The organism is Chitinophaga japonensis, assembly GCF_007830125.1.
Lineage (GTDB): Bacteria > Bacteroidota > Bacteroidia > Chitinophagales > Chitinophagaceae > Chitinophaga > Chitinophaga japonensis.
Window position 1 is genome coordinate 1,242,829 of record NZ_VLLG01000002.1, and the last position, 24,448, is coordinate 1,267,276.

Annotated in this window: 19 protein-coding genes; 10 read left to right on the forward strand and 9 right to left on the reverse strand. The window is 52.8% G+C overall.

The annotated features are described in order from the left end of the window. Window positions 1-43: 43 nt before the first annotated feature. Genes LX66_RS04905 through LX66_RS04925 form a run of 5 tightly spaced genes read right to left on the reverse strand, consistent with a single transcriptional unit; the run spans window position 44 to window position 7,031 of the window. On the reverse strand, window positions 44-1,582 hold the full coding sequence (locus LX66_RS04905) for a hypothetical protein (protein ID WP_145710765.1): 1,539 nt from the start codon (window positions 1,580-1,582) through the stop codon (window positions 44-46). Beyond that, window positions 1,579-3,759, reverse strand: a complete 2,181-nt coding sequence (locus LX66_RS04910; RefSeq protein WP_145710766.1) for a DUF4175 family protein — start codon at window positions 3,757-3,759, stop codon at window positions 1,579-1,581. The genes LX66_RS04905 and LX66_RS04910 overlap by 4 nt, the downstream gene beginning before the upstream one ends. Continuing rightward, window positions 3,752-5,170: a BatA domain-containing protein gene (locus tag LX66_RS04915; protein ID WP_158642536.1), complete on the reverse strand. Its 1,419-nt coding sequence runs from the start codon at window positions 5,168-5,170 to the stop codon at window positions 3,752-3,754. Before LX66_RS04915 ends, LX66_RS04910 begins: the two co-directional genes overlap by 8 nt. Window positions 5,171-5,172: 2 nt before the next feature. Further along, window positions 5,173-6,060, reverse strand: coding sequence for a DUF58 domain-containing protein (locus LX66_RS04920; RefSeq protein ID WP_211366003.1), 888 nt, complete (start codon window positions 6,058-6,060; stop codon window positions 5,173-5,175). Then, window positions 6,057-7,031 (reverse strand): AAA family ATPase, encoded by a 975-nt coding sequence (locus LX66_RS04925; protein WP_211366006.1) that lies wholly within the window; start codon window positions 7,029-7,031, stop codon window positions 6,057-6,059. The genes LX66_RS04920 and LX66_RS04925 overlap by 4 nt, the downstream gene beginning before the upstream one ends. A gap of 188 nt (window positions 7,032-7,219) precedes the next feature. Here LX66_RS04925 and LX66_RS04930 point away from each other — a divergent pair, with 188 nt between their 5' ends. Next, a complete protein-coding gene (locus LX66_RS04930) occupies window positions 7,220-7,843 on the forward strand; it encodes a DUF4159 domain-containing protein (protein ID WP_145710769.1) in 624 nt (207 codons plus the stop codon). Window positions 7,844-7,859: 16 nt separating this feature from the next. Here LX66_RS04930 and LX66_RS04935 read toward each other — a convergent pair whose 3' ends face one another. Both LX66_RS04935 and LX66_RS04940 read right to left on the reverse strand, forming a co-directional pair. Further along, window positions 7,860-8,402: an ORF6N domain-containing protein gene (locus LX66_RS04935; RefSeq protein ID WP_145710770.1), complete on the reverse strand. Its 543-nt coding sequence runs from the start codon at window positions 8,400-8,402 to the stop codon at window positions 7,860-7,862. Between the two features lie 85 nt (window positions 8,403-8,487). Next, entirely contained in the window at window positions 8,488-11,118 is a 2,631-nt protein-coding gene (locus LX66_RS04940; RefSeq protein ID WP_145710771.1) for a glycoside hydrolase family 2 protein, read from the reverse strand. A 157-nt stretch (window positions 11,119-11,275) separates the two neighbouring features. On the opposite strand from LX66_RS04940, the gene LX66_RS04945 reads away from it, so the two are divergent. Then, window positions 11,276-12,046, forward strand: a complete 771-nt coding sequence (locus tag LX66_RS04945) for a hypothetical protein (protein WP_145710772.1) — start codon at window positions 11,276-11,278, stop codon at window positions 12,044-12,046. A 13-nt stretch (window positions 12,047-12,059) separates the two neighbouring features. On the opposite strand, the gene LX66_RS04950 is transcribed toward LX66_RS04945, so the two are convergent. Further along, window positions 12,060-12,692: a hypothetical protein gene (locus tag LX66_RS04950; RefSeq protein WP_145710773.1), complete on the reverse strand. Its 633-nt coding sequence runs from the start codon at window positions 12,690-12,692 to the stop codon at window positions 12,060-12,062. Window positions 12,693-12,956: 264 nt separating this feature from the next. Between LX66_RS04950 and LX66_RS04955 the strand changes: the two genes are divergently transcribed. From LX66_RS04955 to LX66_RS04965, 3 genes are all read left to right on the forward strand, one after another. After that, window positions 12,957-13,469, forward strand: a complete 513-nt coding sequence (locus LX66_RS04955; protein ID WP_145710774.1) for an OsmC family protein — start codon at window positions 12,957-12,959, stop codon at window positions 13,467-13,469. 77 nt (window positions 13,470-13,546) lie between these two features. Further along, window positions 13,547-14,026, forward strand: a complete 480-nt coding sequence (locus LX66_RS04960; protein ID WP_145710775.1) for a hypothetical protein — start codon at window positions 13,547-13,549, stop codon at window positions 14,024-14,026. A 69-nt stretch (window positions 14,027-14,095) separates the two neighbouring features. Next, window positions 14,096-14,683 (forward strand): hypothetical protein, encoded by a 588-nt coding sequence (locus LX66_RS04965; RefSeq protein WP_145710776.1) that lies wholly within the window; start codon window positions 14,096-14,098, stop codon window positions 14,681-14,683. A gap of 7 nt (window positions 14,684-14,690) precedes the next feature. On the opposite strand, the gene LX66_RS04970 is transcribed toward LX66_RS04965, so the two are convergent. Further along, window positions 14,691-15,083: a hypothetical protein gene (locus LX66_RS04970; RefSeq protein ID WP_145710777.1), complete on the reverse strand. Its 393-nt coding sequence runs from the start codon at window positions 15,081-15,083 to the stop codon at window positions 14,691-14,693. Between the two features lie 254 nt (window positions 15,084-15,337). On the opposite strand from LX66_RS04970, the gene LX66_RS04975 reads away from it, so the two are divergent. The 5 genes from LX66_RS04975 to LX66_RS04995 all read left to right on the forward strand — a co-directional run bounded on the left by LX66_RS04975 (window position 15,338) and on the right by LX66_RS04995 (window position 23,665). Next, a complete protein-coding gene (locus tag LX66_RS04975; RefSeq protein ID WP_145710778.1) occupies window positions 15,338-17,314 on the forward strand; it encodes a sensor histidine kinase in 1,977 nt (658 codons plus the stop codon). Then, the gene (locus LX66_RS04980; protein ID WP_145710779.1) at window positions 17,277-17,912 is read left to right on the forward strand and encodes a response regulator; all 636 of its coding nucleotides are present in this window, start codon (window positions 17,277-17,279) and stop codon (window positions 17,910-17,912) included. The genes LX66_RS04975 and LX66_RS04980 overlap by 38 nt, the downstream gene beginning before the upstream one ends. A gap of 549 nt (window positions 17,913-18,461) precedes the next feature. Beyond that, window positions 18,462-22,589 (forward strand): RHS repeat-associated core domain-containing protein, encoded by a 4,128-nt coding sequence (locus tag LX66_RS04985; protein WP_145710780.1) that lies wholly within the window; start codon window positions 18,462-18,464, stop codon window positions 22,587-22,589. 16 nt (window positions 22,590-22,605) lie between these two features. Further along, on the forward strand, window positions 22,606-23,208 hold the full coding sequence (locus LX66_RS04990; RefSeq protein WP_145710781.1) for an SMI1/KNR4 family protein: 603 nt from the start codon (window positions 22,606-22,608) through the stop codon (window positions 23,206-23,208). A 145-nt stretch (window positions 23,209-23,353) separates the two neighbouring features. Continuing rightward, window positions 23,354-23,665, forward strand: coding sequence for a hypothetical protein (locus tag LX66_RS04995; RefSeq protein WP_158642537.1), 312 nt, complete (start codon window positions 23,354-23,356; stop codon window positions 23,663-23,665). The last annotated feature ends 783 nt before the right edge of the window (window positions 23,666-24,448 follow it).

A 24,448-nucleotide genomic window follows, 5' to 3' on the forward strand; every position in this document is an offset into this window, starting at 1 on the left:
TGTGCTCCTGAAATTATATCATTCCAGGAACTATATTACGCCGTTAGACCAGTTTTTCTTCCACCCATAAAAAAACAGCGCCCAGCAAAAACATTATAAAAAACCATATACGCGGTATAGCCGCCCGGCTTTCACTGGCTGTTGCTGCCATACCGCGGTGCTGCACCTGTTTTTGCGCCCTCGCGGATAGCGGCTGCCAGTCCTTTTCTGCATAGGCGTACCACCAGCAGGTATCCCCCGCCGGCAACGCTGTGGCCTGCCAGCCGGCCTGCAGCGGCCAGTAAACGCCCTGCCATTGAAAAGGCAGCATCGCGCCCTGCGACAGGCTAACCCGCGCCGTATTGACAACAGCCGCCGGCTGCGGGAGGGAGGTCTGGAGGGATACCGGCACCGGGCGGCGCACCTGCGGCCAGGCAGTGCCGATATGCCATTGCGCCGCCTGCTGCCGCACACGGGCCGCGCTTTGCAGCAGCAGGGACCATACCGACTGGTAAGCCTCCTCCCTGCCAGCCAATACCCAGGCGTAGGTATTGCCCAGGGTAGTGCACACCAGCCTGCCGGCGCCATGCAGGGCCGTAGCGGCCAGCCAATGTTGCGCTCCATCCTGCACCAGCGGTTGCAGGCCGGGCGCCGACCTTACATACAGCGGCTGCACTGCGGGCAACGTGCCTACCGTTCCTGCAGGCAGGACGGTTATTGACTGCGGGTGCGCCTCCCGGTTCCCGGCAGCCGACAATATGAACGGACGGTCATAGAAGCGGCGGCGCATCATACTGCTATCCGCTTTTATAACCAGGCCCAGCCCCTTTTCCGCCACCTGCGCCTGCAGGGTGGCCCGCTCCGATGAACTGAGCGCAGCCAGGGCGGCGGCATCTGCCACCACTACATCAAACGCCGGCAGTATAGCCGCTGTGATCCGCTGCAGGGGAAAACGGGCCGTGTCCAGGTAGGTATAACTGTATTTGTCCCGGCTGATGGCCGTACGTATGGCCACCACATAGCCCTGTGCCGCCAGCCAGCGGGCCAGGAACTTGTGCTCAAAATCCGGCGAGGCCGCCAGCATCAATACTTTCAAAGAGCGCAACGGCCGTACTTCCACAGGCACCGGCTCCATAGCCAGGGTATCTTTGGCCAGCACCGTAAAAGTATATACCGCCCTGCCGATGTGCCGGGGCCTCGTTTTCAGCTCAAAGGACTGTTGCTGCCCGGGCGGGATGATCACGGAATCCAGCCTTTCATTAAAGCCGGTGAGCAGCAGTTTCACCGGGGTAGCGGCGCTGTTCCGGTAACGTCCCTGCAGGTGCAGCATTGCTCCCGCATTTAGCTGCTGCTGCCAGTAAATAGCCTGCACGCCGGACGGACGGACGCTTGTTTTCGTTGGCCCGGTTCCGTTACCTGTTGCCGATACCTGCCTGCGCCAGGGAAAAGGCGCCATCAAAAAGAGCAGGCCGGCTACTGCTATCACGGTAGCCGGCAAGCGCGCCCAAAGGCGGGCTTTATTGGGCCGCCTGGTCTCCTTCCGGCAAAGGAATGCCAGCAGTACCACACATGCAGCGATCGCTATGTAATGCCCTCCCATCATTCCTTTGGCGATTGATACAGGTTCATAAAATACTGCTGCGACAGGTGGATACCGGTATCCCTGCCATCGGCCTGCGGCCAGGGTTCCGGCGGAGGCAGCAGCGAATAAATGGTCTGTGCGGCCGTTGTAATGTCGGCGGGCAGCGGCGCTTCCTGCTGCTGCAATGCAGCCAGCACCCGGCGCAGGGCCTGCAGGGAGGAAAGATATCGTGCAGGTGCATCAGTGGCCCGGGCGCTCAACTGCTGCGCCGCCTGCTGCAGCACCTGCAGGGATACGGGGTCTGTTACGGCGCCGCCGTTTTGCAGCGTTTCCAGTACAGACAAAGCATAGCCTAACTGTTGCAGGTGGGCGGATGCCTGCACATAACTGTGCTGCGCAACCGGCACAATGATCTTTCCCAGCTCGCCGCTGAGGCGTTTCTCCGGTTTCAGGGGCGCTGTTTTTATGCTGGTTTTGGCTACGTAGGCCCGCGATCTTTGCTGCAGGTCTTTCAGCAGGCGCAGGGCCTTGTATTCGTAGGGCAGCGCTTCCTGCGGCCTGAAGGTGCGCAGGTGCAGCTCCGCGTTCCACATTTCTGTAAGCACGGCTTTGAGCCGGCGTTTGGTTTCCGGGTCAAAGAATGTCGCGTCTTCTGCTATGTCATGGCGGTGGGAGAACTGTTCTATTATTTTATCCGCATTGTTAAAGTCCCTGGCATCCCCGGCGGTTTCTGCTGCATGATCATGATCGTGGTCATGGTCATGTTCCTCTTCTGCTTCGGCGCGGTCGTCGCCGATGTTGGTCTCGGACTCCTCTCCCAGGAAGCGCCCGTAACGCAGGCGCAGCAGGCGCTGGTCAATGCCCAGCTCATTGCCGCGGTTTTTAAAGGTCTTTTCAGGCAGGGTATCGCGGGCGCGGATCAGTTGTTCCGTTTCAATAATGATCTGGCGCTGGCTCCGGAAGTATTCCGGCTTTACCGTTACACTGTTGGCCAGTCCTTCCAGTTCCATCAGTTGCGCAGTATCCGGCAGCACCACCATGTACACGCCGGAGCGGCTATGCTGCCCATGGTTGTCCTGCGCCTGTACGTAAAAATACAGCTCGCTGCCCGGCTGCATGCCCAGCACTGGCAGGCGGATGGTCTTTTCCAGCGCATACTGCGTGCGTGTGCCATTAAAAGCCGCAGCAAAGGGCAGCGGCTGCTCTTTGAATTTCACCGCCTCCCCGCTGCCGCTGGCTACCGTAGCCTGTATGCCCGCAGCGGTGATGCCATAGTCATCCGCCAGGCGCACTTTTACGGTTACCTGCTGCGGCTGGCCGTAATCAATAACGGTGTAGGAAGGCGGGGATTGAACAGTAATGAGCGGTGGCCGGTCTTTCAATACCGCCAGCTTATACAGCTCCGATGCCTGGCCCTCCAGCAACACCTGGTAAAAGCCCGGGCGATGGACTGTATAAGCGCCGCTCCACTGCGTGCTGTCCCCGGCATTAGCCTGCAGGGGCAGGCGCACCGAGTCATTAAGCAGCAGTTGCAGGGAACGCAGCGGGCGGCTGGTCCGTAACTGCCAGTGCAGGTGGGCGCCTTCCTCCACTTCCAGGTCCAGTGGCTGCTGGCTACGGGGCGTTTTACGGGTATAGGCAGGTGGTGTAATAGTAATGGTAGCTGCTGCAATTGCCGGCGGTAGCGATGGACGACGCCCTGCCTGTTCTGTCCCCTGTCTGCCGGGCGCATAACGGGCCGGGAACGGGGGCCGCCACTGCAACAGGGCAATGCTTACTGCTACTGCCCCCACAAAGAACCAGGCGGCAGTGCGCAACTGCCGCCGGTATGGGCGGGGCAATGACATTTCCTGCAGTACCGGCGCTATCCTGCGCACCTGCAACTGCTCCAGCAGTCCCAGGCTGTGCGGCGGCTTCAGTAGCAGCCCGCTGCTTTCTTCCATTGCCGGAATGGTGGTATTCAGATACCGGACTGCATCAGCCAGGCGTATGCGCCAGGCACGGCGCGGCAGCAGCAGGGCCAGCAGGCTGCCTGCTCCTATGGGCAGCATCCACCAAAGGGAGCCCTGCACCCGGTACAACAGCACGCCCGCCACCAGCGCCACCCCGAGCGCTATCAGCAGGCGGGTGACCAGCATCGCATGCTGCCATTGCCGCCGGAGCGTATGGATCATATGTGCCGCTTGCTGCTCAACCATCTGCAGGTAGTTTTTTAACCCGGAAAGCCCAGAGGCGCTCTATTAAGAACAGGAGCAGGAGCAGCGCCCAGCAAAAAGGGGAAAGGTCCGTAGTGATAGCAGCCGTCCTGCTGCGCGTGATCATATTCCCGGCTGTATGATCCGGTTGCAGTTGTTGCGCGGCAATGATCCGGCGGTCCTTGCCGGTGATCACATTATTGCTATCGGGGAACAAAAGCTGCAGCAGCATGGCGGGAAAGTCCGCCTGCCAGGGCAGCTCATTCCAGGCAGGATCCAGGCGGCTGGCAAAATGGTACTGCGTAGTTTGCGGCCCCTTTTCCTGGCGCAGGATGGGATTGCCAAAACCGTCCTGCCACAGCGGAACCGCTTCGGCAGCGGTGAGTGGCGGTTGTACCCGTTTATACAAAGGCACCGGCGCGGCGGTGCCGGAAATGATCCAGGATGCGCTGTTGACCACCTGGCCGGTATCGTAGCGCCAGGTATTACGCGCCTGCACATCCCGCGGCAGGGGTTGCGTGGACAGCCAGAACAGCCAGTCCGTTTGCGCGGGCAGTGCCGTCGTTTGATGCACTTCCTGCAGCGCCAGCCTGTGTTGGGTAAATTGCTGAATGGCTGTTATGGCAGCCTTGAGATAAAGGGCATCCTGCATCAAGGCATCGGCAAACAGGGTGATGCGCATCGTTGTAGTATCCACTGGCTGCGGGGCCGCGCCAAAAGGCAATATTTCCCAGGCATAGGAATTACCGCCCGGGCGGCTGCTGACCCGGCCTGCATAAATGCTCCCGGATGGAGTGGCGTAAGCATTCCCCGGCCAGGTGGCTACAGAGTCTGCCGGCGTATAGGCGTACCAGTGTACACCCGTATCAATGGCAGGTCGCTGCCCGCGGAAGCGGTGCAGCCAGGCCGGCGTGAATATAAAAAAGGACCGTGGCGCGCCGGGCATTTGCTGCAGGCTGTCCAGCAAGGCCCAGTAGCTCATTGTGCTGTCCATCTCCATATTCCCGTAGAAGGTGGCCGTTAAGCCGGCAGCGCGAAAACCGGGATTAAAATAATGCAGGGCATACCCGGCCTGCAGCAGGGAATCTATGGATAATTGAAAATGTTGGTAAGTTTCCTGCCATCTTTCTCCCGGCAACAGCACCCAACCTTTTTCTTTTTGCCGGGGGCGCTGCTGCCATACCGGCCTGGACAGCAATACCGCCGCCAGTATGATCAGCAGGCAACGCAGCAGCAGGCGGAGCGGCTCCGTTAGCCGGAGCCGGCGGGATTGCCGGTGCCCGCCTGCTTTGAGCAGGGCAATGCTGCCCACCCGCAGGGTCTTCCCCCGGCGGATGTTCCATAAATGGATCATCACCGGGACCAGGATGCCCGTTGTTAACCAGAGCCATATGGGTTGCAGTAGCTGGAACAAGTTTATGTGATTGATTTTTGCCGTTGTTGCAGGAAGTCGCGCAACGCGCTGTCCAATGATTGATCCATACGCAGCAGCCGGTAAAAGATGTGCTGCCCCAGCATCTGCCGGCGTATACCCGCCAGGTATTGCTGCAGGCCGGTGGCGTAGCTGCGCTTCATATCCGTATCGTTGATATCCACCGTCTGCCCGGTCTCCAGGTCCTCCAGGGTGGTGTAGCCCGCATAATCCATTTCCAGTTCGTTCCTGCCCATAATGTGAAACACGATCAACTCGTGCTGCAGGGCAGCAAGGGAGGCCAGCAGGCGCGAAATTTCCTGCCCGTGCTGGTACAGGTCTGTGATGAACACCAGCAGCTCCCGGCGGCGCTCGCCGGTAAAAAGCTGCCGGTACTGCAGCTCTTCCGTAAACTTCCCGGCAGGCTGCAGGTTTTCCAACTGGAAGAACAGGCGCGCCAAATGCTGCGGGTCCCGGCGTGAGGGGAGAGAAAACAGCCGGCCATCCCGGAACGCAAAAAGTCCGGTAGCATCGCCCTGCAAATGGGCCAGCCAGGCCAGCGCAGCAGCCAGGTAGCGGGCATAATCCATCTTGGTTATCTCCCCGCAACGGTGGTTCATGGAATTGCTGGCATCCAGCAGGAAGCGCACACTGATCGCAGTTTCCGTTTCGGACTCCCGGATATAATAGCGGTCGGAGCGGGCGTACATCTTCCAGTCCAGCCAGCGCAGGTCGTCGCCCGGCTGGTAGCTGCGGTACTGGCTGAACTCCAGGCCCGCGCCCTTTACCTGGCTGCGGTTCAGCCCGGCCATAAAGCCGTCTACCACCGTACGCGCCGCCAGGGAAAGGTCCTTAATGGCCATTAATACCTTGGGATCTAAGAGCTGGCTCATGACGATAGCAATACTTCCGTTACATGATCGGCAGTAATATGCTCCGCCTCCGCCCTGAAATTCATCAGCACCCGGTGACGCAGCACAGGGTATGCCATGGCGCGGATATCCTCCATCACTACGGCGTAGCGGCCCTTTAACAGGGCCCTGGCCTTGGCAGTCAGGATCAGCGCCTGGCCGGCGCGCGGACCGGCGCCCCAGCGCACCCATTCCTTTACATAGGGCACGGTGCTGGTATCCGGACGGGTGGAGCGGATGAGCGTGGCTACATATTGCACCAGGTCTTCGTTGATGCTTACTTCTCTTACCAGTTGCTGCAACTGTTGTATATCCACCGCGCCCAGCACGGGCGTTACCTTTACCTGTTTGTTGCCGGTAGTACTGTTCAGGATGGCTGTTTCCGCTTCGGCATTGGGGTAGCCAATTTTTACGTACAGCAGGAAACGGTCCAACTGGGCTTCCGGCAAAGGGTAGGTGCCGGCCTGCTCTATCGGGTTTTGCGTAGCCAGGATAAAAAAGGGCCGGTCCAGTACGTACGTTTGGCCGCCGTAAGTGATCTCGAATTCCTGCATGGCTTCCAGCAGGGCAGACTGCGTTTTGGGCGGCGTGCGGTTGATCTCGTCTGCCAGGATGATGTTGGCGAACAACGGCCCCCGGTTGAACTTGAAGAAGCGCCTGCCGGTAGCATGGTCCTCCTCCAGTATTTCGGTGCCGATAATGTCGGTGGGCATGAGGTCGGGCGTGAACTGTATGCGGCGGAAGCTGAGGTCCAGCGCCTGTGAAAGCGTTCTTACCATCAGGGTTTTGGCCAGGCCCGGCACGCCTTCCAGCAGGCAGTGCCCGCCCGCCAGCAGGGCTACCAGTATTTCGGCTACAATGGGTTCCTGCCCGATGATGACCTTTTGTATTTCCTGTTGCAACTGTACGAGCTTTTCCTGCAACTGCTGTACGGTGCTTTCTGTGATCTCCAAGATGGGCCGTTTTATATGTAAAAAAATGAAATGATTCCCCGCTATGCCCGTAGACAAGGAAATTATGCATAAAAGCAGGAATTTTAAAGTAAAAAGGGGATTTTTATATAGGAGGAAGGAAGTAGGATGTAGGAAATAAGATATTCCTGCTTCATACATCGTGCTTCTTACTTCCTATATCTTACATCATGAAACGCGCCAGATTTACATTTACCCGTTTACGTTACCGTTCCGGCGACTGGGACACGGACCCGCGTATGCCCTCCAACCTGCTCAACTCGCTGATAGAATATACCACCATCCCGGTGCACCTGCAGGAACAGGTAACGGACCTGGGCAGTCCCGACTTGTTCAACGCACCTTTCTGTTACCTCAGCGGCCATAAACTGGTGCAGTTCGACGCTACGGAAAGCGCCTTTTTCAAACAATACGTAGAGAACGGCGGCTTCGTTTTCGTGGACGACTGCAACCATGATATAGACGGGCTTTTTGCCAAATCATTTGAAGCGCAGATGGGCCGCCTCTTTGGCCCGGAGGCCTTGCGGAAGCTTCCCAATAGTCATGATATTTACCGCTCTTTCTTCCATTTCAGGGAAGGGCCACCCACTACCTCCTTTGAGCTGAATGGCTGGGGTGACGACCTGGTGCACGATTACCTGAAAGCCATTGAGATCAACGGCCGCATCGGGGTACTTTACAGCAATAAGGACTATGGTTGCGAATGGGATTACGATTTCCGGAACAAGCGGTTTATGGCGGAGGATAACACGAAGTTCGGGGTGAATATAGTGGTGTATGCGATGGGGGCGTAAAAAGCAGGAGGAGCTGCTATTCCTGCTCCCCCTGCTGCCTGAATCCTATTTTCTTTCGCGGCTCCTGCGCTGGATTGAGTAGTTGTTTCAGGTATTCAAAGATTAGTTGAATATCTTCATCATAGCCATTCATCTTTTTCTCCACCTGCTCCAGCTTCAGCAAGATGTCTTTATGCGAGGAAAGCATCTCTCTCATTTTGATAAAAATCTCAATTATCCGGATACTTACCTGAATGGCCCTTTCACTGTGTAGAACATTCGCCAGCATTAATATGCCATGTTCTGTAAATACATAAGGAAGAGAGCCGCCCAGATGCATCCTGGAGGGTATCGCATTCTGCGATACCATGATGTCCACCTCTGCTTCCGTTAACCGGAACATGAAATTTTCCGGAAACCGCTCCGCATTGCGCTTTACCTGCTCTCTTAACCGTATGGCCTTTACGCCGTACAGTTCTGCAAGGTCCTTATCCAGCATTATCTTGTGGCTTCTTATGTAATATATTTTACTAATTAATGCCTCATCAGACAAGATCATTTCATGGCTACCTTTGCTCATAATTTACAAACAGATAGTATGCATGCAATAATAGGTCCTGTCTTCTGTTTTCAGGTTAATCTGGCGTTAATCTCCATCCTTTTTATCATTGAACGGTAATATACTCCTCCTTCACATTCCAGCCATACAGCTCAATCGCCGTACTATTATTACCTGCCGGGGTGTAGCTTACGGTCACCGTTCTTTCCTCTCCGGGCATTACAGAAATGTAATTATCACTATAAAATGCTGGTAGTACCCGCTGCTTTGTCTGCGCATCCACTACCGCTACCCGGTTAAAGAAAGCCACCGGGCCATTGGCGGGGTTGCGCAGTGTAACGGTAATGCTGTCTTTCGTGATCCTTTTGGCCGTGGCCTGCACCTTTGCGGGCGCCATTTGCTGCAGACCGGAATAGTTGCCGGACGCATCTGGCAGCCAGTAGAAATTTTCCGTGATCACCTGTTTGTCCGTATTCAGTAGGCGAAGACGCAGGAAAACGCCCTGCTCCTTCCGGGCTTCATCTACCGCTTTTTTAACGGACAGGTATTTCTTGGCAGTAGTAGGGCCAATATCTGCAAATACCTGGGTGAGCTGCTTGTAGCGCCCCTCCATATCGTACAGGCCTACTTCCATCATCATAGAGCGGCGGGCGGTAAAGGTATTGTTCACCGCCATCACCATACCGTCTACCGGGTTGTACATAATGTGCAGGGGCTCGCTGCCGTTGTGCAGGCCGTACAGGCAGGCATTCGGGTCCAGGTAGTAGTCGTACATCTGCCCGCGCATGGCCGTCCAGGGATTCTGTGTTTTCCAGATGATCACACCGGTATACCATTCCCACATATGCGCGCTGAAGCCTTCCATCAGGCCGCGGTACTGGTCGTAGTTCACCAGTTGGGCCTTGTTGGCGAAATCCTTCGCATCTTTCGCTTTGCCGTAAGGAGCTATATGCCCATCATAGCCGATGTACTTATGGTACTTCCATACGGAATCCACTTCACCGGGATATTGCGGCGCTATCCTATTTTCCTTCGGAATGAATCTTTCCAGGGAAGCGTAGTCGCCTACACCTACGGAGCCAATCTCCGAATTAAAGGGGAAGGTACGGTGCGCCCAGAAAGTTTCCAGGTCCTGGATGCCATAAGGCCCATCGCCATTGCCACCCAGGAAATTATAGGACATGCTGTCTGAATTGGAGTAGTCGAAAAAGTAGCGGGTGCCGTCCAGTGCAGGCAGGATGGAATCCTTGATAGGAATAATGATATCTTCCGGCGGGGTGATCTCGTTGCCCCCGCACCAGAAGGCCAGGGAGGGATAGTTGCGGATCATCTTTACCTGGTCCCGGATGGAGCGTAGCACGAGGCCATGATCGTCCGGGTACTGGCGGCGGGTCCACTGGTCCTCTTTCTTCATGGGATCTACCCAACGTCCGTTACAGTCGCCGGAAAACCAGAAATCCTGGAATACCAGCAGGCCGTACTTGTCGCAGGCTTCGTAGAATTCCGGCCTTTCCGTGAGAGCGCCGCCCCATATGCGGATCAGGTTCAGGTTCATGTCGCGGTGAAACCTTACCTCCGCATCATATCTTTCTTTGGAGAAGCGCAGCATGGCATCGGAAATGATCCAGTTGCCGCCTTTAATGAATATTTTCTGCCCGTTCACCAGTACCTGGCGACTGCGGGTAAATTCATTCCAGGGTGTTTGTACCTCGCGCACGCCCACCTGTACGGTCTCCTGGTCGCTCAGGGCATTGGCGGCATCGGTAAACTGCAACTGCAGCGGATACAGGTTTTGCGGGCCGTAACCGGCAGGCCACCAGAGGCGGGGCTGCTGCAGCCTATAGTCCGGCAACTGCACTTCCGTAACGGCATGCGGTGGCAGCGTTACTTTCTTTGACACGGTATGACCGTCCAGCAGGTATTTAAGCGTACCGGTAATGCTTTTACCGGAAGCATTCTCCAGTTCTGCGGATACCTGTACGGTGGCAGGCGCCTGCGGGCCCTCAGGCAGGCGAACGCCGGGCACGCGGGTAATGATGTGCGGGTTTTTCAGGTTCACGGCGCCGGTTCGCTCAATGGTCACCTTGTCCCAGATGCCGGTGTTGCGGTCACGGATGGGCTGTATCCAGTCCCAGCCGGCCGTGTATTGGTGCGCCACGCTTTTGGCAATGGTGCCGTCACCGCCCTGTCCGCCGTTCGGGTTGCCGGGCGTAGCGGCCGGGTATATGATCACCGCCAGGCGGTTACGTCCGTCTTTTGCCAGCAGGTTGCTGATGTTATAGGTCTGGCGGAGGAACATGCCGTAGTGCGTGGCTTTATTCACGCGCTGCCCGTTCAGGTAAATGTCGCAGCCATAGTTCACCCCGCGGAAATGCAGCCATACCTGGCGACCGTTCTGCGGCCGCTGCTCCGTAAAATCCTTTACAAACCAATAGGTGTAATGATCGTTACCGGTGTGATAGATGTCCGGTATCTTTTCATTGTTCATCCCGTAAAACGGGTCAGGCACCTGTTTGTTATTAAGCAGGGTGGTAAGCACGGTACCCGGTACGGTAGCGGGCTGCCAACCTGTAAGTGTGTGCGCCGGGTTGGAAATGGTTTCCCCTTTGTCTTTAACGGCGGCGATGTTGGCGCATTGCCAGCCGGTGTTCAGCTCATACTGATCTCGCGCCTGCACGGTGCCGCAAAGCAACAGCAGCAGGCAGATAATGCCGGATTGTCCCCTGTTCTTCTTCATAATGGGCGTAAAGATTAAAAGAAAAAATGTAAAAAGGCAAAAGAAAAGGAGGAACGGACATATACATCCTCTGCGGTCGGCGGCATCGGGAAAAAAGTTGTGTATTTCACTGAAATGTAGTTACTTACATCCACTCTGATAACCAATTGTATCCTGTATGAAAACCTGGAACACCTACCCCGGATCATGGATCCGTATCGCTTTCTGCATCAGCCTTGCTTTTATCGGTTGTAAAAAAGACGACGATATAGCGCCGCCCCAGCCGGAATACACCCTGGCAGAACTGTATGCGCATTCTGTTACAGACGCCATGATAGCCGACAGCGCAGAAGTAATTGACACGCTATGGGCCATTACCCCTGCAAACAGCGGCCTGCAATGGAAGAATATTCACGGTAAGGACTATGTGCTGATGGCTACGTTCATGCGGTTCCCGGACAGCTATCCTGCCGGCGATTCCATTACCAATACCTGGGGCGAGTCCTGGGTGTTTGCACCGGCGCAAATGAAGCGCAGGCTGGGACCGGCATTTACTACTGCCACCGATACTATCCTGCGCATCTCCCAGCTATTGGGACTGCCACCGGTGAACAGCCACAGTAACACCCACATTGCGGAAATATGGGTACCGGCGGAACAGCTATTCCGCCCGGCGGGCAACCCGGCCATTAATACCACTACTACCGGCGCCGTACTGGTAAACGGTGTAAGCAACACCTACAGCACCTGGTTTGACGGCAACATTATCTATTCTTACTATCGTTCCTTATCCTCCGCTGCAGACTATTACTACCCCTGGACACGGCTGGGTTATACCTACGACTGGGCGCCCGATACCAAAGAAGTAGGCCTGAGCGAATTTGTGCTGCAGGCCAGCTCCGGCATATGGGTGGAAAAGGTTACGACGGCTGCGGGCTTCTTCAGGTAAGTAATACAGTTACTTAGAGGCCGTCCTGCTTCATCCCTTCCAGGATGAGGCAGTGGTTTACATAGTCCTCCGGGGAAGTAGCTTCGGACGGGTAGTTCAGCCCGTAAGGCCAGAAGTGCTGGCTGTCCCCATGGATCTCCGCGGCCGGGTCGCCGCTGATGTTGCGCAGCACCTGCGTGGCATTGACGCCGGTATAAATGCCGTTTACGATCAACACATTTCGCCAGTAACTGGTGGTGCCTACCCCCACAGTGTGCGCAATTTCATGCAGAGCGGTGGCAGTGTTCATGTAGTAGGTGTTGGACCCGAAACGGATGGTGCCGTTAATATTACCATCTGCTGTAGGCACAGACGGTTCGTAATACACGGTAATGGACTTGGTGAATGATGTGTAGGTGTTCATATAATCTACTGCTTCATTCATGGCTGCTTCAATCAGTTGGTAGGCATTGGCCTGCTCCGGAGTGGGATTGCCCGCCTTTACCAGGTAGTAGGTCACATTGCCTGCCGCCGCGGTGGCAGTGGTGGCCGGGGTAGCTTTTTTTCGGGTTTCCTCCTGGGGGCTTACCAGGTCGTTTTTGCGGCAGCCGGCTATCAGCAATAAGGCCACCAATGCAAAGGAGTAAATACCGGGTTTTCTGTTCATGGTGCAGAATGTTTAGTTGGTGATACAATAAGGATGTACGATATGGATCTTGCAAGCAGTGCAACGGGCTAACGACGGGTTTTCATACGGCTATACTACGGAGCTATTTCACTGCTTTTATTAAAGATACGGGTGCACCGGCTTTTTCACTATCCGGATATTGGCCGTTTGTTTGCCATAATTAACCGGCCGGGGCCCCCCTTTCGTCCCGGGCAATTCAGTTAACTTTGGTACCGGTTACATTCACCCCTAAAACTACCTACCATGGATGCCGATACATTAAAAAAGCTGCAAGCCCCGTTGAAGGAAAAATACCGGCATGACCCTGCGGCAGCCGTCATCACGTTAAAAGCACAGGGCAGGATCGGGGAGCATATTTCCTGCAAGGTAGATACCGGACGTATGCTGGTGGAAGCGGGGTTGCATCCTGCTACCGGCGGCAACGGCCTGCTGGCCTGCTCCGGCGACCTGCTGCTGGAAGCGCTGGTGGCTTGCGCCGGGGTGACTTTAAGCGCAGTGGCTACCGCTATCGGCATCCCGGTAAAGGATGCCCTGGTAAAAGCGGAAGGCGAGCTGGATTTCCGGGGCACGCTGGGTGTTTCAAAAGAAGTACCGGTAGGGTTCAGGGCTATCCGGCTGCAGTTCATTATTGACAGCGAGGCCACCCCGGAACAACTGGACACGCTGATCCGTCTCACGGAACGGTATTGCGTGGTGTACCAGACGCTAAGGGGAGGAACGGAGATGGGCTGCGGAATAGTGAGGGGACCGATATAATAAAGTAATAGAAAAGTGTGTTTATACAGTTGTTAACACCGGCCGGTATACTAAAAATCTCAAATCATTACTCAAAAATGAAAACCATCATTATTGCTGTATGCTGCGCGCTTACAGCCTTTGTGAATGCCAGCGCCCAGGACATTCATTCCCCCCAGCTTACCCCTTCCGGCAACAAAACAGGCCACGCTGATCTCAGGCGATTCCCCATAAAGGGCACGCTCCATTTCAAGCTCCATAAGCCCCGGAGATCGTGCAAAAGCGGTTTCGGGCTTTGCGATGGCTCCATTTCAGTGACCATCGGCTATTCCAAGACCGTCGGCACTTTATATGGCGAGACTTTTACGATTGAATTCACGGAAGACATTCGTCCCTATTTTACCGACGGGGAAGATGTATCGGCGCTGACAATAGACGGTGATGAAAGCCTTACGCTCATTGGGGATGCTGCAGCGATCTTTGGACAATCGGCCATCACCTTTCTGCCGGGAACCTATCCGGTGGATTATGGCGCCACTACTTATGGCCTGGTGACCCTGAATGTTGCGATCGAATAATTTATCTCCCATGGAGCAGTATGTACGTGCTGCTCCATGGAATACTAACCAGGGGATCAATAAAAAAACATGTATAAAAAAAACACGCTGGCTGTATGCATACTACTGGTCTTCCATGTCAGTTGCAGACCCGTGGCAAGTATACTGGGCTATGTAAAAAAGATCCGGCCGGAAACCCCCGAAACGGTCACCGCCTACATAAAAGCCCAAGGCGGCTCATATACCACGCTGTTTACAGTGGATAACCCGGTGGATTATAAATTCTTCCTGGATACGCTCCTGGAAAACCATGCAGCCACTATCCTGGTCTACAACAAGGACCAGGTCAATATCCTAAGGGACCGCTCCTGTCCCTGGTCATTATTAAAACAGGTGGATTCACTGTATACCCGGCATCATAACCAGCTCCCGCCCCAGGTATCCCCTGCTTCAGACCTGAAGATGCTGCAAACATTACTAAGACCGATAGATGGGGACTGGCCGGAAGATCTATCCATTGGTAAATATGATTATTATGTGTTCTATACCTGGGCAAAATTCTATCCGAAGCTCAGCATCCGGTTGATGGACCAGGTCAATGAGCTAAAGAAAAAAAATGGAGGCCATATTTTCTGGGGGGCTGTTAATATGGATTTCCAGGAAAGCTGGGGGCAATAGCGCTTATTTAAAACCGGTAGCCGGTGGTAACAGACAATATGCTGCCGGGAGTAGATGACTCCTCTTTCTTTAGCACATCATCTACATAGATCTGCACTTTCAGGATGGCGGCATCACTGGAGCCGGTTGCGTTTATAACAATATTCGCATTAATGGCTCCTGCAGGTGCAGTGAGCTCAGGGCTGCTCCAGGTGGCGCCACTCAGGTTGGTGGCAGTGTGCGCATCGCTGTCTATTCCATAGGCCGCAGTTACAATATCGCCACCAGGTGATACCTCGGCTTTAAAAACCACCTTATGCGTGGTAGGGGTCCCGCCATCGGGTTCGTCATTGTCTTTGGAACAGGAGACTGTCAGGATAGTAGTGATAAGGCTAATTACAATGAATAATTTTCTGTGCATGTGTTATGGTTTATATTTGATCGTGCTTTGAACGACACAAAACTACTTGTGCAGGTGATGGAGTACAATGCCGTTAAACGGTCATTTTCATATAGCTGTTTTCAGCCATTCCGGGTATGGTTTTTTACAGTTATCTTACCCTTCCGAAAAGAATTTACAATTGCAATGAAACCGAGCATGATGAACAGCTCCCGCACAGGGGCCATGTTAATGCGAGGGTTCCATCTGATCATAGAAAAGACAAATATTAGCAGATGAAACCTATTTTTACACTGGTATTTGCTTTTATATTACCAGCGCTTTACTGCCTTGCCCAGGATGCACCCGGCAAGTTTAACAGGGATAGCCTTGCCCGGGTACTGCAACAGTCCGTGCCTGACAGTGTAAAAGCCAGGGCATGTTTTTTCCTGGCAGATGAATGGAGGGATACCGATACCGCCATATCCAGGCGGTATACAATAACGGGTAAAGGATTTAGCAGCGGAGACCCTTTTCTGCAGGCTGTTTCCCTCCTTTATGAAGCCAAGCTGTCAGCTCCCGCCGCTCCTGATTCCGCGGCCAAAATGTTCCGGCAGGCAGAAAGCCGGTTGGAGCGGTTTCAAAACAGGGAAGCGCTGCTTTTTCGTTCTATGTGCTGGCATGACTATGCACGGGTATTCCATTTTGACAAGGATGATCCGGAAACCTACATCAACCTGCTGCTGAACAAGGCTATCCCGCTGGCACAGCAGGCAGGTGACCGCCTGTATGTCGGGAAGAATTACCTGGATGTCGCTTTCGGATTTAAGAACCTGGAAGAATTTTCCAAAGCCGGTACTTACCTGCTGCTTGCCATTGAAACGCTCCGGAATGAGACGGGGAACGTCAAATACCTGGCGTCAGCCTATCATACCACATCGGAGAATTATTCTTTATCCGGCAAGCCTGCAGCAGCAGCCCGTTATATGGACAGTATGCGGGTATTGCTGGCGCCTTACCCGGATGCCATCGAGTGGCTGGATTACTACGCCGGCGAAAGTATGCGCCTTACCGTTGCAGAGCAGTTTGATCGGTCCCTCGCCCTTTCTGCAAAGGGCATTGCTTTAGCCCGGCAGTTGCATCAACCCTACACAGAGCAGCGCCTGCTGCTACAAAAATTTTATGCTTTATATAATAAGCGGGACCTCGCCCAGGCCCGGAATGTAGCCCTTGACCTGTCCCGCAGGCAACCCTTTATCGGCATTGCGGCCAACCGGCTTTTACTGTTCTACGGGCTGGTTGCCACTTACGAGGATATGAACAATATCCCGGAAGCATACCAGTGGCTGAAACGATATAGCCACCTGAATGACAGCCTGGCAAAAAGTAACCTGGAAGCAAAGATCAATGCGCTGGAAATAAAATTCAGGAACGCGGAGCATCAGAAGGAAATAGTAGCGCTCAACGCGGCCAATGACAAAGCAAATTTTGCGCTGAAACGCACCACGCTGTTAAGTTGGTCGCTAGGATCAGTAAGCGTGCTTTTATTTGCGATCGTGCTACTGGGATATTTTTTCCATAAAAGCAGGAGGAAAACCGCTGTGCAGCGGGAACAGATAAAGGTATCGCAGGCCATGATACAGGGCCAGGAAGAGGAACGGAAAAGAGTGGCCCGTGACCTGCATGACAGCCTGGGAGGACTGCTGGCATCCACGAAAATAACCCTTTCTGAAATTGCCGGTAACGAGCATGGCAATAATCAGCCAGGACTGGGCGGTATCATCAACCAGTTGGACGGCTCAATAAAGGAGCTGAGAAGGATCGCCCACAACATGATGCCTGAAATGCTGTTAACACTGGGCCTGGAAGCTGCATTGAAAGACCTGTGCGATACATTTGTACCGGGGCACCCGGTCATACATTTCCAGTGCCTGGGCATCCGGCCGGACATACCACAAGGTGAGCAGGTGATCATTTACCGCATTGTGCAGGAATTATTGACCAATGCCATAAAGCATGCCGGTGCAACAAAAGTTTTACTGCAGTGCAATCAACAGGGCAACCGGTTCTTTATCACGGTTGAGGACGACGGCATCGGCATCGAGGCAGATACGTTGCATACTAAACAGGGCATGGGTTTCATGAATATCAGGAACAGGATCGCTTACCTGCATGGAAAGATGGATGTCCTTTCCCGGTCAGGCCAGCAAGGTATTTCCATAAATATTGAAGTTTATGTCACAACCGAAATTCAGGCTAGCTATCCTGGATGATCATCCTGTCGTACTTGAAGGGCTGGTGAATATTCTCTCCAGGAAAGAGGTATTTGAAATCGCAGGAGCATTTACCACCACGCAGGAATTCCTGGAATTTTTTAATACCAACGTCGTGAATGTGGTATTGCTCGACATCATCCTTCCGGACGGCAATGGAATGGATTTATGCAAGACCATAAAAACAATGGCGCCGGATACCATTGTGCTGGCATTGAGCAACCATGATCAACGCAGCGCCATTATGAAAATGCTTGAAAATGGTGCAAGCGGTTATGTGCTCAAAAATGCGTCAATTGAGGAACTGGTAAGTTGTATACACAATGCACTGGATGGCCAGGTCGTATTCAGTGATGCTATAAAGGGTATTATTACCCGACCTGGAACCCCGGACATTACGGAACCTGTGGTGCTCACCGCGAGAGAACAGGAGATACTGAAGCTGATTGCATCCGGTATTACTACCCGGCGCATTGCAGAAATGCTTTTCCTGAGCAAATTTACCGTTGAAAATCACCGCAAGAACCTCCTGCAGAAATTCCAGGTCAAAAATGTGGCGGGGCTTATCAACGAGGCCAACCAACAGGGACTACTTTAAAGCGGTGAGCATCTGCCAGGCGTTTGGCTGTCCTCTACAGACTGGGCGGCGTACATGCATAGCATCTTTTAACTTGTCGCCATTTCGTGATTTTCTTTGATAAAAGCACTCCGCACTGTAAATAATAACAAAATAAAACACACTGAAGACTTCTTAGGGGACTTAATCGGATTGATATGGGAAATTGGCATCTTCCTTTTCTTTGGTTACGCAGATTCAACCATACTTGAAATCAAAACTATAAATTTCTCTATGAGAAATCTCCAAGGCAGTGGTCAATACAATAGCTGTCAAAATAGTTATGTTTACTTCTCCATTTTCTATTCTTACATGTTTTTCTTCGATCCCCTACAGCGAACAGAGAAAGGGCCGGGGACAGGTACAGGACTATCCATTTGTAAAGACAGGGAGGAGCAGACGGGGGAATGATTATTACTTATCCATTAGCAAAAAATAGCTATCTTACAATTGCTACATTAACCCATTTTACTCGCTGTCCGACACCTGATACCTGTGAATATGCCATCTTAACCCAAAATAATTTCGCGTATGCTGGTCAGCAACAAGCATTTTACGCCAGTGATCGGGCTGGATATTCATATTGTATTACTCCTTGGCTTTCCCATCCCGCTGCCTCACCCGTATATCGGGTTTGTACTGGACCCGATGGACTATATACCCTTTCTTGGGGCCACTACCAAGGTCAATCATGTGCCGCGCGGCAAGAGTGATACCAGCGGCATCTTCATCATCCTGTTCCACATACCGATGGGCGGTCCTTTCCTGCTGGCGCCGATGATAGGTCACGACTCCGTGAACTTTTTCGGCAGCAAACGGGTAAAAGTAGAGGGCAACCTTATGAGCCCCTCCGGCCATATGTTGATGACCTGTAATGATATTGGCATCCCCCTGTCCCTGCAGCCCGGTAAAAAGCTGAAGCCTATTCCCAGCATGTACTTGCCCACTTCATTTTCCATCCCGCTTTCTTTTGGCAAGGTGGTAAATGTGGGCGGCCCTTACGTGCCGGACTGGTCAGGCGCATTGCTGAACCTGGTGATGTCCTTCGGTTTCGGCGCACTGATGAAAGGGCTGGGCAAAGGCCTGAAAAAACTGGGTAAGGCGGCAAAAAAGTCAAAGCAAAAGATCACCGATTTTAACCTGGCCCGCCAGAAAAGACTGGGTGGCAGCAACAAGCTAAGCCGTGCGCTCTGTAAGCTGGGCTTTGAGCCAGTGGACCTGGTACAGGGTATCGTGATCTACGACTGTACCGATTTTGAACTGCCGGGCCCTATCCCCTTAAAATGGGAGCGCTCCTGGAACAGCGACAGCGACCATCATGGTTTACTGGGGCATGGCACACATTTCAGTTATGACCTGCGGCTGCTGGAACTGGCAGATGAGGCAGTAACAGCAGTACTGCTGGGGGATGGGCGCAGCACTACCTTTGAACATTTGCCTTTCCCGGGCAACAGCGATTTTAACCGCCCGGAAAAGCTGAGCCTGACCCGTACCGACCTGGATGAATACCAACTGTTCGACCACCGGGAGCGCCTGTCCTATCACTTCCGCCGCCTGCATCCGCAGGACCAGGAATACCGCCTCTACGCCCTGCGCAATGAAGCCGGTTTTATGATCAGCTTCCACTACAACAGTAAAGGCCACCTGCTCCGTGTTATCGACAGCGCAGGCAGGCATCTGCATATCAGCAATGACAGCGAAGGGCGCATACTTGGCGTGACGGCCCGCCACCAGGAACAGGAGCAGGTGCTGGTACAGTATGACTATAATGAAGCCGGCGACCTGTGCGGCATCAGCGATGCCCTGCAGCAAACCACCCGCATACAGTATCGTGATCACCGGATGGTGGCCAAAACAGACCGTAACGGGCAGGCTTTTTACTGGGAATATGATCCACAGGGCCGTTGCGTGCATACCTGGGGCGATAATGGTATCCTGGAAGGATGGATAGCCTACCATCCTGATAAAGGTTATAATCTTGTCACCAATTCCCAGGGCCATACCACTACTTACTATTACACGCCCGATCATTTGGTGACCCAGGTAAAAGACCCCCTGGGGAATACACGTTTTACGGAATACACGGAAAATTTTGAAGTGTACCGGGAAATAGATGAGGAAGCCAATGTTACCGGTTATGCATATGATGAACGGGGTAACCGTACCGGCATTGTACAGCCGGATGGTAGTACCTGCACATTCCAATATGATGAAACTGACCGGCTCATACTGGCCACCGATGCACAGGGCGGCAGCCGCACCTATATTTACAATAAAGGTGAAAAGCACAAGGGACTGCTGCATACGCTTACGGAAGCGGATGGTAGTATCAGTATTTTCCGGTACAATGGAGACAACCTGCTCCGCAAAGTGGAAAACGAAAATGGCGATAGCACCGTGCTGGAGTATGATGCAGATCATAATCTTACATCACTCACCCTGGCAGACGGCGGCCGCGCACAATGGGCGTATGATGCCTGGGGCCGGTGCACGCGTTCCTCCAACCCGCTGCAACAGGAACAGTATTTCCGCTACGATGCCCTGGGCCGGATCAGCGAAGTAGCGCTGCCGGACGGCAACCACATCCAGTTGCAATACAATGCTTACGAGGAAGTAGTGCAGGCCCGGGACAAGCGCCGCGATGTAAAATTTGCCTACACGCCATTGGGCAGCCTGCGGATGCGGGAGGAAAACGGTGTAAAGGTCCATTTTGTATACAATAAAGATGAACAGCTCACGGGGGTAGTAAATGAACATGGAGAGCAGTACCGCTTTACCCGTAACGGGCGCGGCGATATTACCGGGGAAACCGGTTTTGACGGCCTTACCCGCTATTATGAACGGGATGCTGCCGGTAAAGTGATCAAAGTACAGCGGCCCGGCAACCGCTGGACGGTGTATGAATACGACTACAACGGCCAGCCCACCCGCATCGAACATAGCGACGGTAGCTGGGAGACTTACAGTTACAATCGTAACGGCCAGTTGGTAGAAGCGATCAATGAACATTGCACGCTCCGGCTGCAGCGGGACGCAATGGGCCGTATAAAAGAAGAATGGCAGGATGGTTATACCGTGAGCAGCCGGCGCGGCAGGAACGGCAGGCGCAGCCACATTACCAGTAGCCTGGGTGCGGATATACGGATTTCCAGCAATGCTATCGGCGACATTACCGGTATGCAGGCCGGCGCACATGGGTGCGCATCACCCTGGAGCATGCATATTGAACGCAACCTGCTGGGGCTGGAAATAGAGCGTACGCTTCCCGGAGGTATAAAAAGCAGTTGGGCCTACGACCAGGCCGGTATGCCCGGGGAACATACCGTCAGCAGGGACAACCGCGTGATGCGGCGCCGCCATTACCGCTGGGATGCCAGCCAGCGGCTCCGGCAGATCACCAATGCCATTGGCGGCGGCATGGTTAAGTTCGGGTATGACGATTTCGGGAGCCTGGCCTGGGCACAGTATGAAGATGGGGAATACGATTACCGCCTGCCCGATAAAGCCGGCAACCTGTACCAGGCCCAAACGCGGAATGACCGCAGGTACGGCCCCGGTGGTAAGCTGCTGGAAACGCCGGGTGCGCGGTTCATATACGATGACGAGGGTAACCTGGTCAAAAAGGTGGTACCAGCGGCCCCAGCGGGCGTGGCCACCTGGGAGTATGAATGGTATGGCAACGGGCTGCTGAAAAATGTGTTGCGCCCGGACGGGAAAACAGTAACGTTTCGTTATGACCCGCTGGGCAGGCGTATTGAGAAGCAGTATAATGGCCAGCTTACCCGTTTTGTATGGGATGGGGATGTGCCGTTGCATGAATGGAGCTATGCAGCCAAAGACAAACCGGTTATCACCATCGGCGAGCTGGGTGATATACAACAGAGCCACCCCGAGCCCGTACCCGTCGAAACGCTGGCCACCTGGGTATTTGAAGACGGCACCTTTGCCCCGGCCGCCAAGATCATCAACGGACGTCAGTATTCCATCATTACGGACTACCTGGGTACCCCCTGCGAAGCATATGACGAGGCAGGAGAAAACGTATGGTCGTGCGAGTTGGATATTTATGGGAAGGTACGTAAGTTAGCAGGAGAGCGTGCGCTGGTGCCCTTCCGGTACCAGGGACAGTATGAGGATGAGGAGACGGGGCTGTATTATAACCGGCACAGATACTATGACCCTGAGCATGGGAATTATATATCACAAGACCCCACAACGTTACAGGGAGGCATCAGGTTGTATTCCTACGTACATGATACGAACATTTATGTAGATGTGTTCGGATTACATGAAGCCATCGCCTGGTTTGATGGAGAGCCAGTAGTAACTCCGAAAGGAGGTTATTCCTGGTATAGCACCCCTGGGTCATCCAAAGCTCCCTTTAACGGGTATGGGGCCAAAGGGCATAGTGAAGCTAAAATCCTGGAATACCTGGAGAAAACACGGGGAGCTGAATTTAAAGGAGGGTCATTAAAGATCGTTTCGATGGGACAAATGACACAAGGAGGTAAAAACAGCTTATCTGCTCTGCCTCCATGCCCAAGATGTTACGAAGGGTTGGAGGCTTTTGCCCAAAAACATGAAATGGATATCGAATATGTATGGGATCCCAGCCATCCGGATGGAAAGGTTAACTTTAATTTCAAAACCTGCAATTAATTAAGGAATAGCGGATATGAACTTCATAGATGAAATAGAAAAAAAGATACCGGTTATAAAAAGCAATGATCCGGATCTTAAAAAATTCGGAGCAAGGGAACATAAGTACCAGTTTAATCCAACACTTACCGAAAGCGAAATCGACGCCTTTGAAGAAAAGTTCAGGATCAGGCTGCCAGAGGATTATAAACTTTTTATTACTCAAATAGGCAATGGAGGTGCCGGGCCTTATTATGGAATAAGACCTTTAGATATACGGAAAGGTCCATCGGATTTCAAGCTGGCAAAAAACAATCCGGTAGACCTGGCCAGGGAATTTGCTTTTACGGAAGCCTGGAATGCTGATTGGATAGATACTTTTGATTGGGATGAAAACAGGCCTCCGGATAATTTAGTGGATCCCTACCTGGATACCGCGTTGATCAGCGGTACGATACCTATATGTCATTACGGACATGGGAATATGTACTTATTGGTAGTAAAAGGTCAGGAGTTTAGCCATATCTGGTTTGATGGCAGAGCTGATTTCAGCGGTATATTCCCGGAAAGTCTGGAAACAGGAAATAAAGAAAGGATTACGTTTTCTGACTGGTATTTAGATTGGCTGAACAAGGCATAATGCCTCGCAGTAATGCCATCAATGAAGCAAAGAAATATACCGAAGCGGATCATCTCAAATTATGACAACCTGACCCAGGACGAAGAATATATTTCATTTCTTGAAGCGTCAGTAAAGGCATTTGCCGGGAACGGCCAGGAGCAATTTGTCAGCACCTTCACTGAGTTTGGACATTGCCTTGTCGCTGCTGTTTGCCTGTACCTACTTTCCGGAGGAAGCAGGTACAATTGCGGAATATCTCCTGTTTTACCTGGAGGAAAAGGAATCGCTGGTAAATGAGGCGCTATATAAAGACCTGCTCGGGAAACCGGATGTACTCCCCTTGTCCGTATTTATCGCGGAAACATCTCAACAGGCGGGCCTGCAGGTTGACAAAGAACTGACCGGCGGGATCAGGCACTATTGCCGTAAAGACCTGCACCCTGCTTACCGCCAGGCCAGGTTTAGGCAGCAGTGAAGGAAATCATCCGCTGGTGGCCGGCTTCCTTCCATATATAAACGTGCCGTTGCCGGTATCTACAGATGCGCTTAGCCGGCAATTACGGGAAAGGATAGGGTGATGGGCTAGGGGAGTGTTGATGATGTGACCCGGGAATAATGTAGCGGTATCAATCTTTACCTGGCCCGTCCCGGCTTAGGTAACTATAACCAATGAACTGCTATTAGCTTATCACCTTTGTCTTTTAGGTTTTTCATACCAGCGACTCAATTAACTGATCAGACTGTTCTTCTGTTAATAGTATATCACCTTGGAATAAATAATCCGCTACGCCTGCTGCAACGTCTGGCAAAACTGACAAGTCTGAATAGAGATTTTTTACGAGACCTCCTCCACAGACATTATTCAGTTCGTTTTGGGAAAGCTCAATGAATTGATAAGATTGTAATGTTTTTATAAAATTAGTTTAACTGAAAAAACTATTTATCAATTATAAAATTCGATTATTCAACCCTGCTCCCCCAGCCATGTAGGTTTTAAATTATCCATTAAAACTATAAAAAGGGGAAATACGGAAGCCTCTTTAATATGTCAATGTTTTTAGAGATGACTATTTTAAAAACTAGAAATTCCGGGGTAGCCAGGGCAGGAAATAAGCAAATATAGAGTCCTGCAAAAGCTTTTTTTACAATCCGGAAACGGACCGCTTTCATTACTCTGTTTTCTGGTTAAGAAGGGTGAAATGATGTCTGTGAATCCCATAGTTAATGGCTGAGCGCACTTTAAAGACTATAACTTTCA

Coding starts and splice junctions, on each gene's coding strand:
- LX66_RS04905 (WP_145710765.1), bottom strand. CDS start 1,582: ATGATGGGAGGGCATTACATAGCGATCGCTGCATGTGTGGTACTGCTG.
- LX66_RS04910 (WP_145710766.1), bottom strand. CDS start 3,759: ATGGTTGAGCAGCAAGCGGCACATATGATCCATACGCTCCGGCGGCAA.
- LX66_RS04920 (WP_211366003.1), bottom strand. CDS start 6,060: ATGAGCCAGCTCTTAGATCCCAAGGTATTAATGGCCATTAAGGACCTT.
- LX66_RS04930 (WP_145710769.1), top strand. CDS start 7,220: ATGAAACGCGCCAGATTTACATTTACCCGTTTACGTTACCGTTCCGGC.
- LX66_RS04935 (WP_145710770.1), bottom strand. CDS start 8,402: ATGAGCAAAGGTAGCCATGAAATGATCTTGTCTGATGAGGCATTAATT.
- LX66_RS04940 (WP_145710771.1), bottom strand. CDS start 11,118: ATGAAGAAGAACAGGGGACAATCCGGCATTATCTGCCTGCTGCTGTTG.
- LX66_RS04945 (WP_145710772.1), top strand. CDS start 11,276: ATGAAAACCTGGAACACCTACCCCGGATCATGGATCCGTATCGCTTTC.
- LX66_RS04950 (WP_145710773.1), bottom strand. CDS start 12,692: ATGAACAGAAAACCCGGTATTTACTCCTTTGCATTGGTGGCCTTATTG.
- LX66_RS04955 (WP_145710774.1), top strand. CDS start 12,957: ATGGATGCCGATACATTAAAAAAGCTGCAAGCCCCGTTGAAGGAAAAA.
- LX66_RS04960 (WP_145710775.1), top strand. CDS start 13,547: ATGAAAACCATCATTATTGCTGTATGCTGCGCGCTTACAGCCTTTGTG.
- LX66_RS04965 (WP_145710776.1), top strand. CDS start 14,096: ATGTATAAAAAAAACACGCTGGCTGTATGCATACTACTGGTCTTCCAT.
- LX66_RS04970 (WP_145710777.1), bottom strand. CDS start 15,083: ATGCACAGAAAATTATTCATTGTAATTAGCCTTATCACTACTATCCTG.
- LX66_RS04975 (WP_145710778.1), top strand. CDS start 15,338: ATGAAACCTATTTTTACACTGGTATTTGCTTTTATATTACCAGCGCTT.
- LX66_RS04980 (WP_145710779.1), top strand. CDS start 17,277: ATGTCACAACCGAAATTCAGGCTAGCTATCCTGGATGATCATCCTGTC.
- LX66_RS04985 (WP_145710780.1), top strand. CDS start 18,462: ATGCTGGTCAGCAACAAGCATTTTACGCCAGTGATCGGGCTGGATATT.
- LX66_RS04990 (WP_145710781.1), top strand. CDS start 22,606: ATGAACTTCATAGATGAAATAGAAAAAAAGATACCGGTTATAAAAAGC.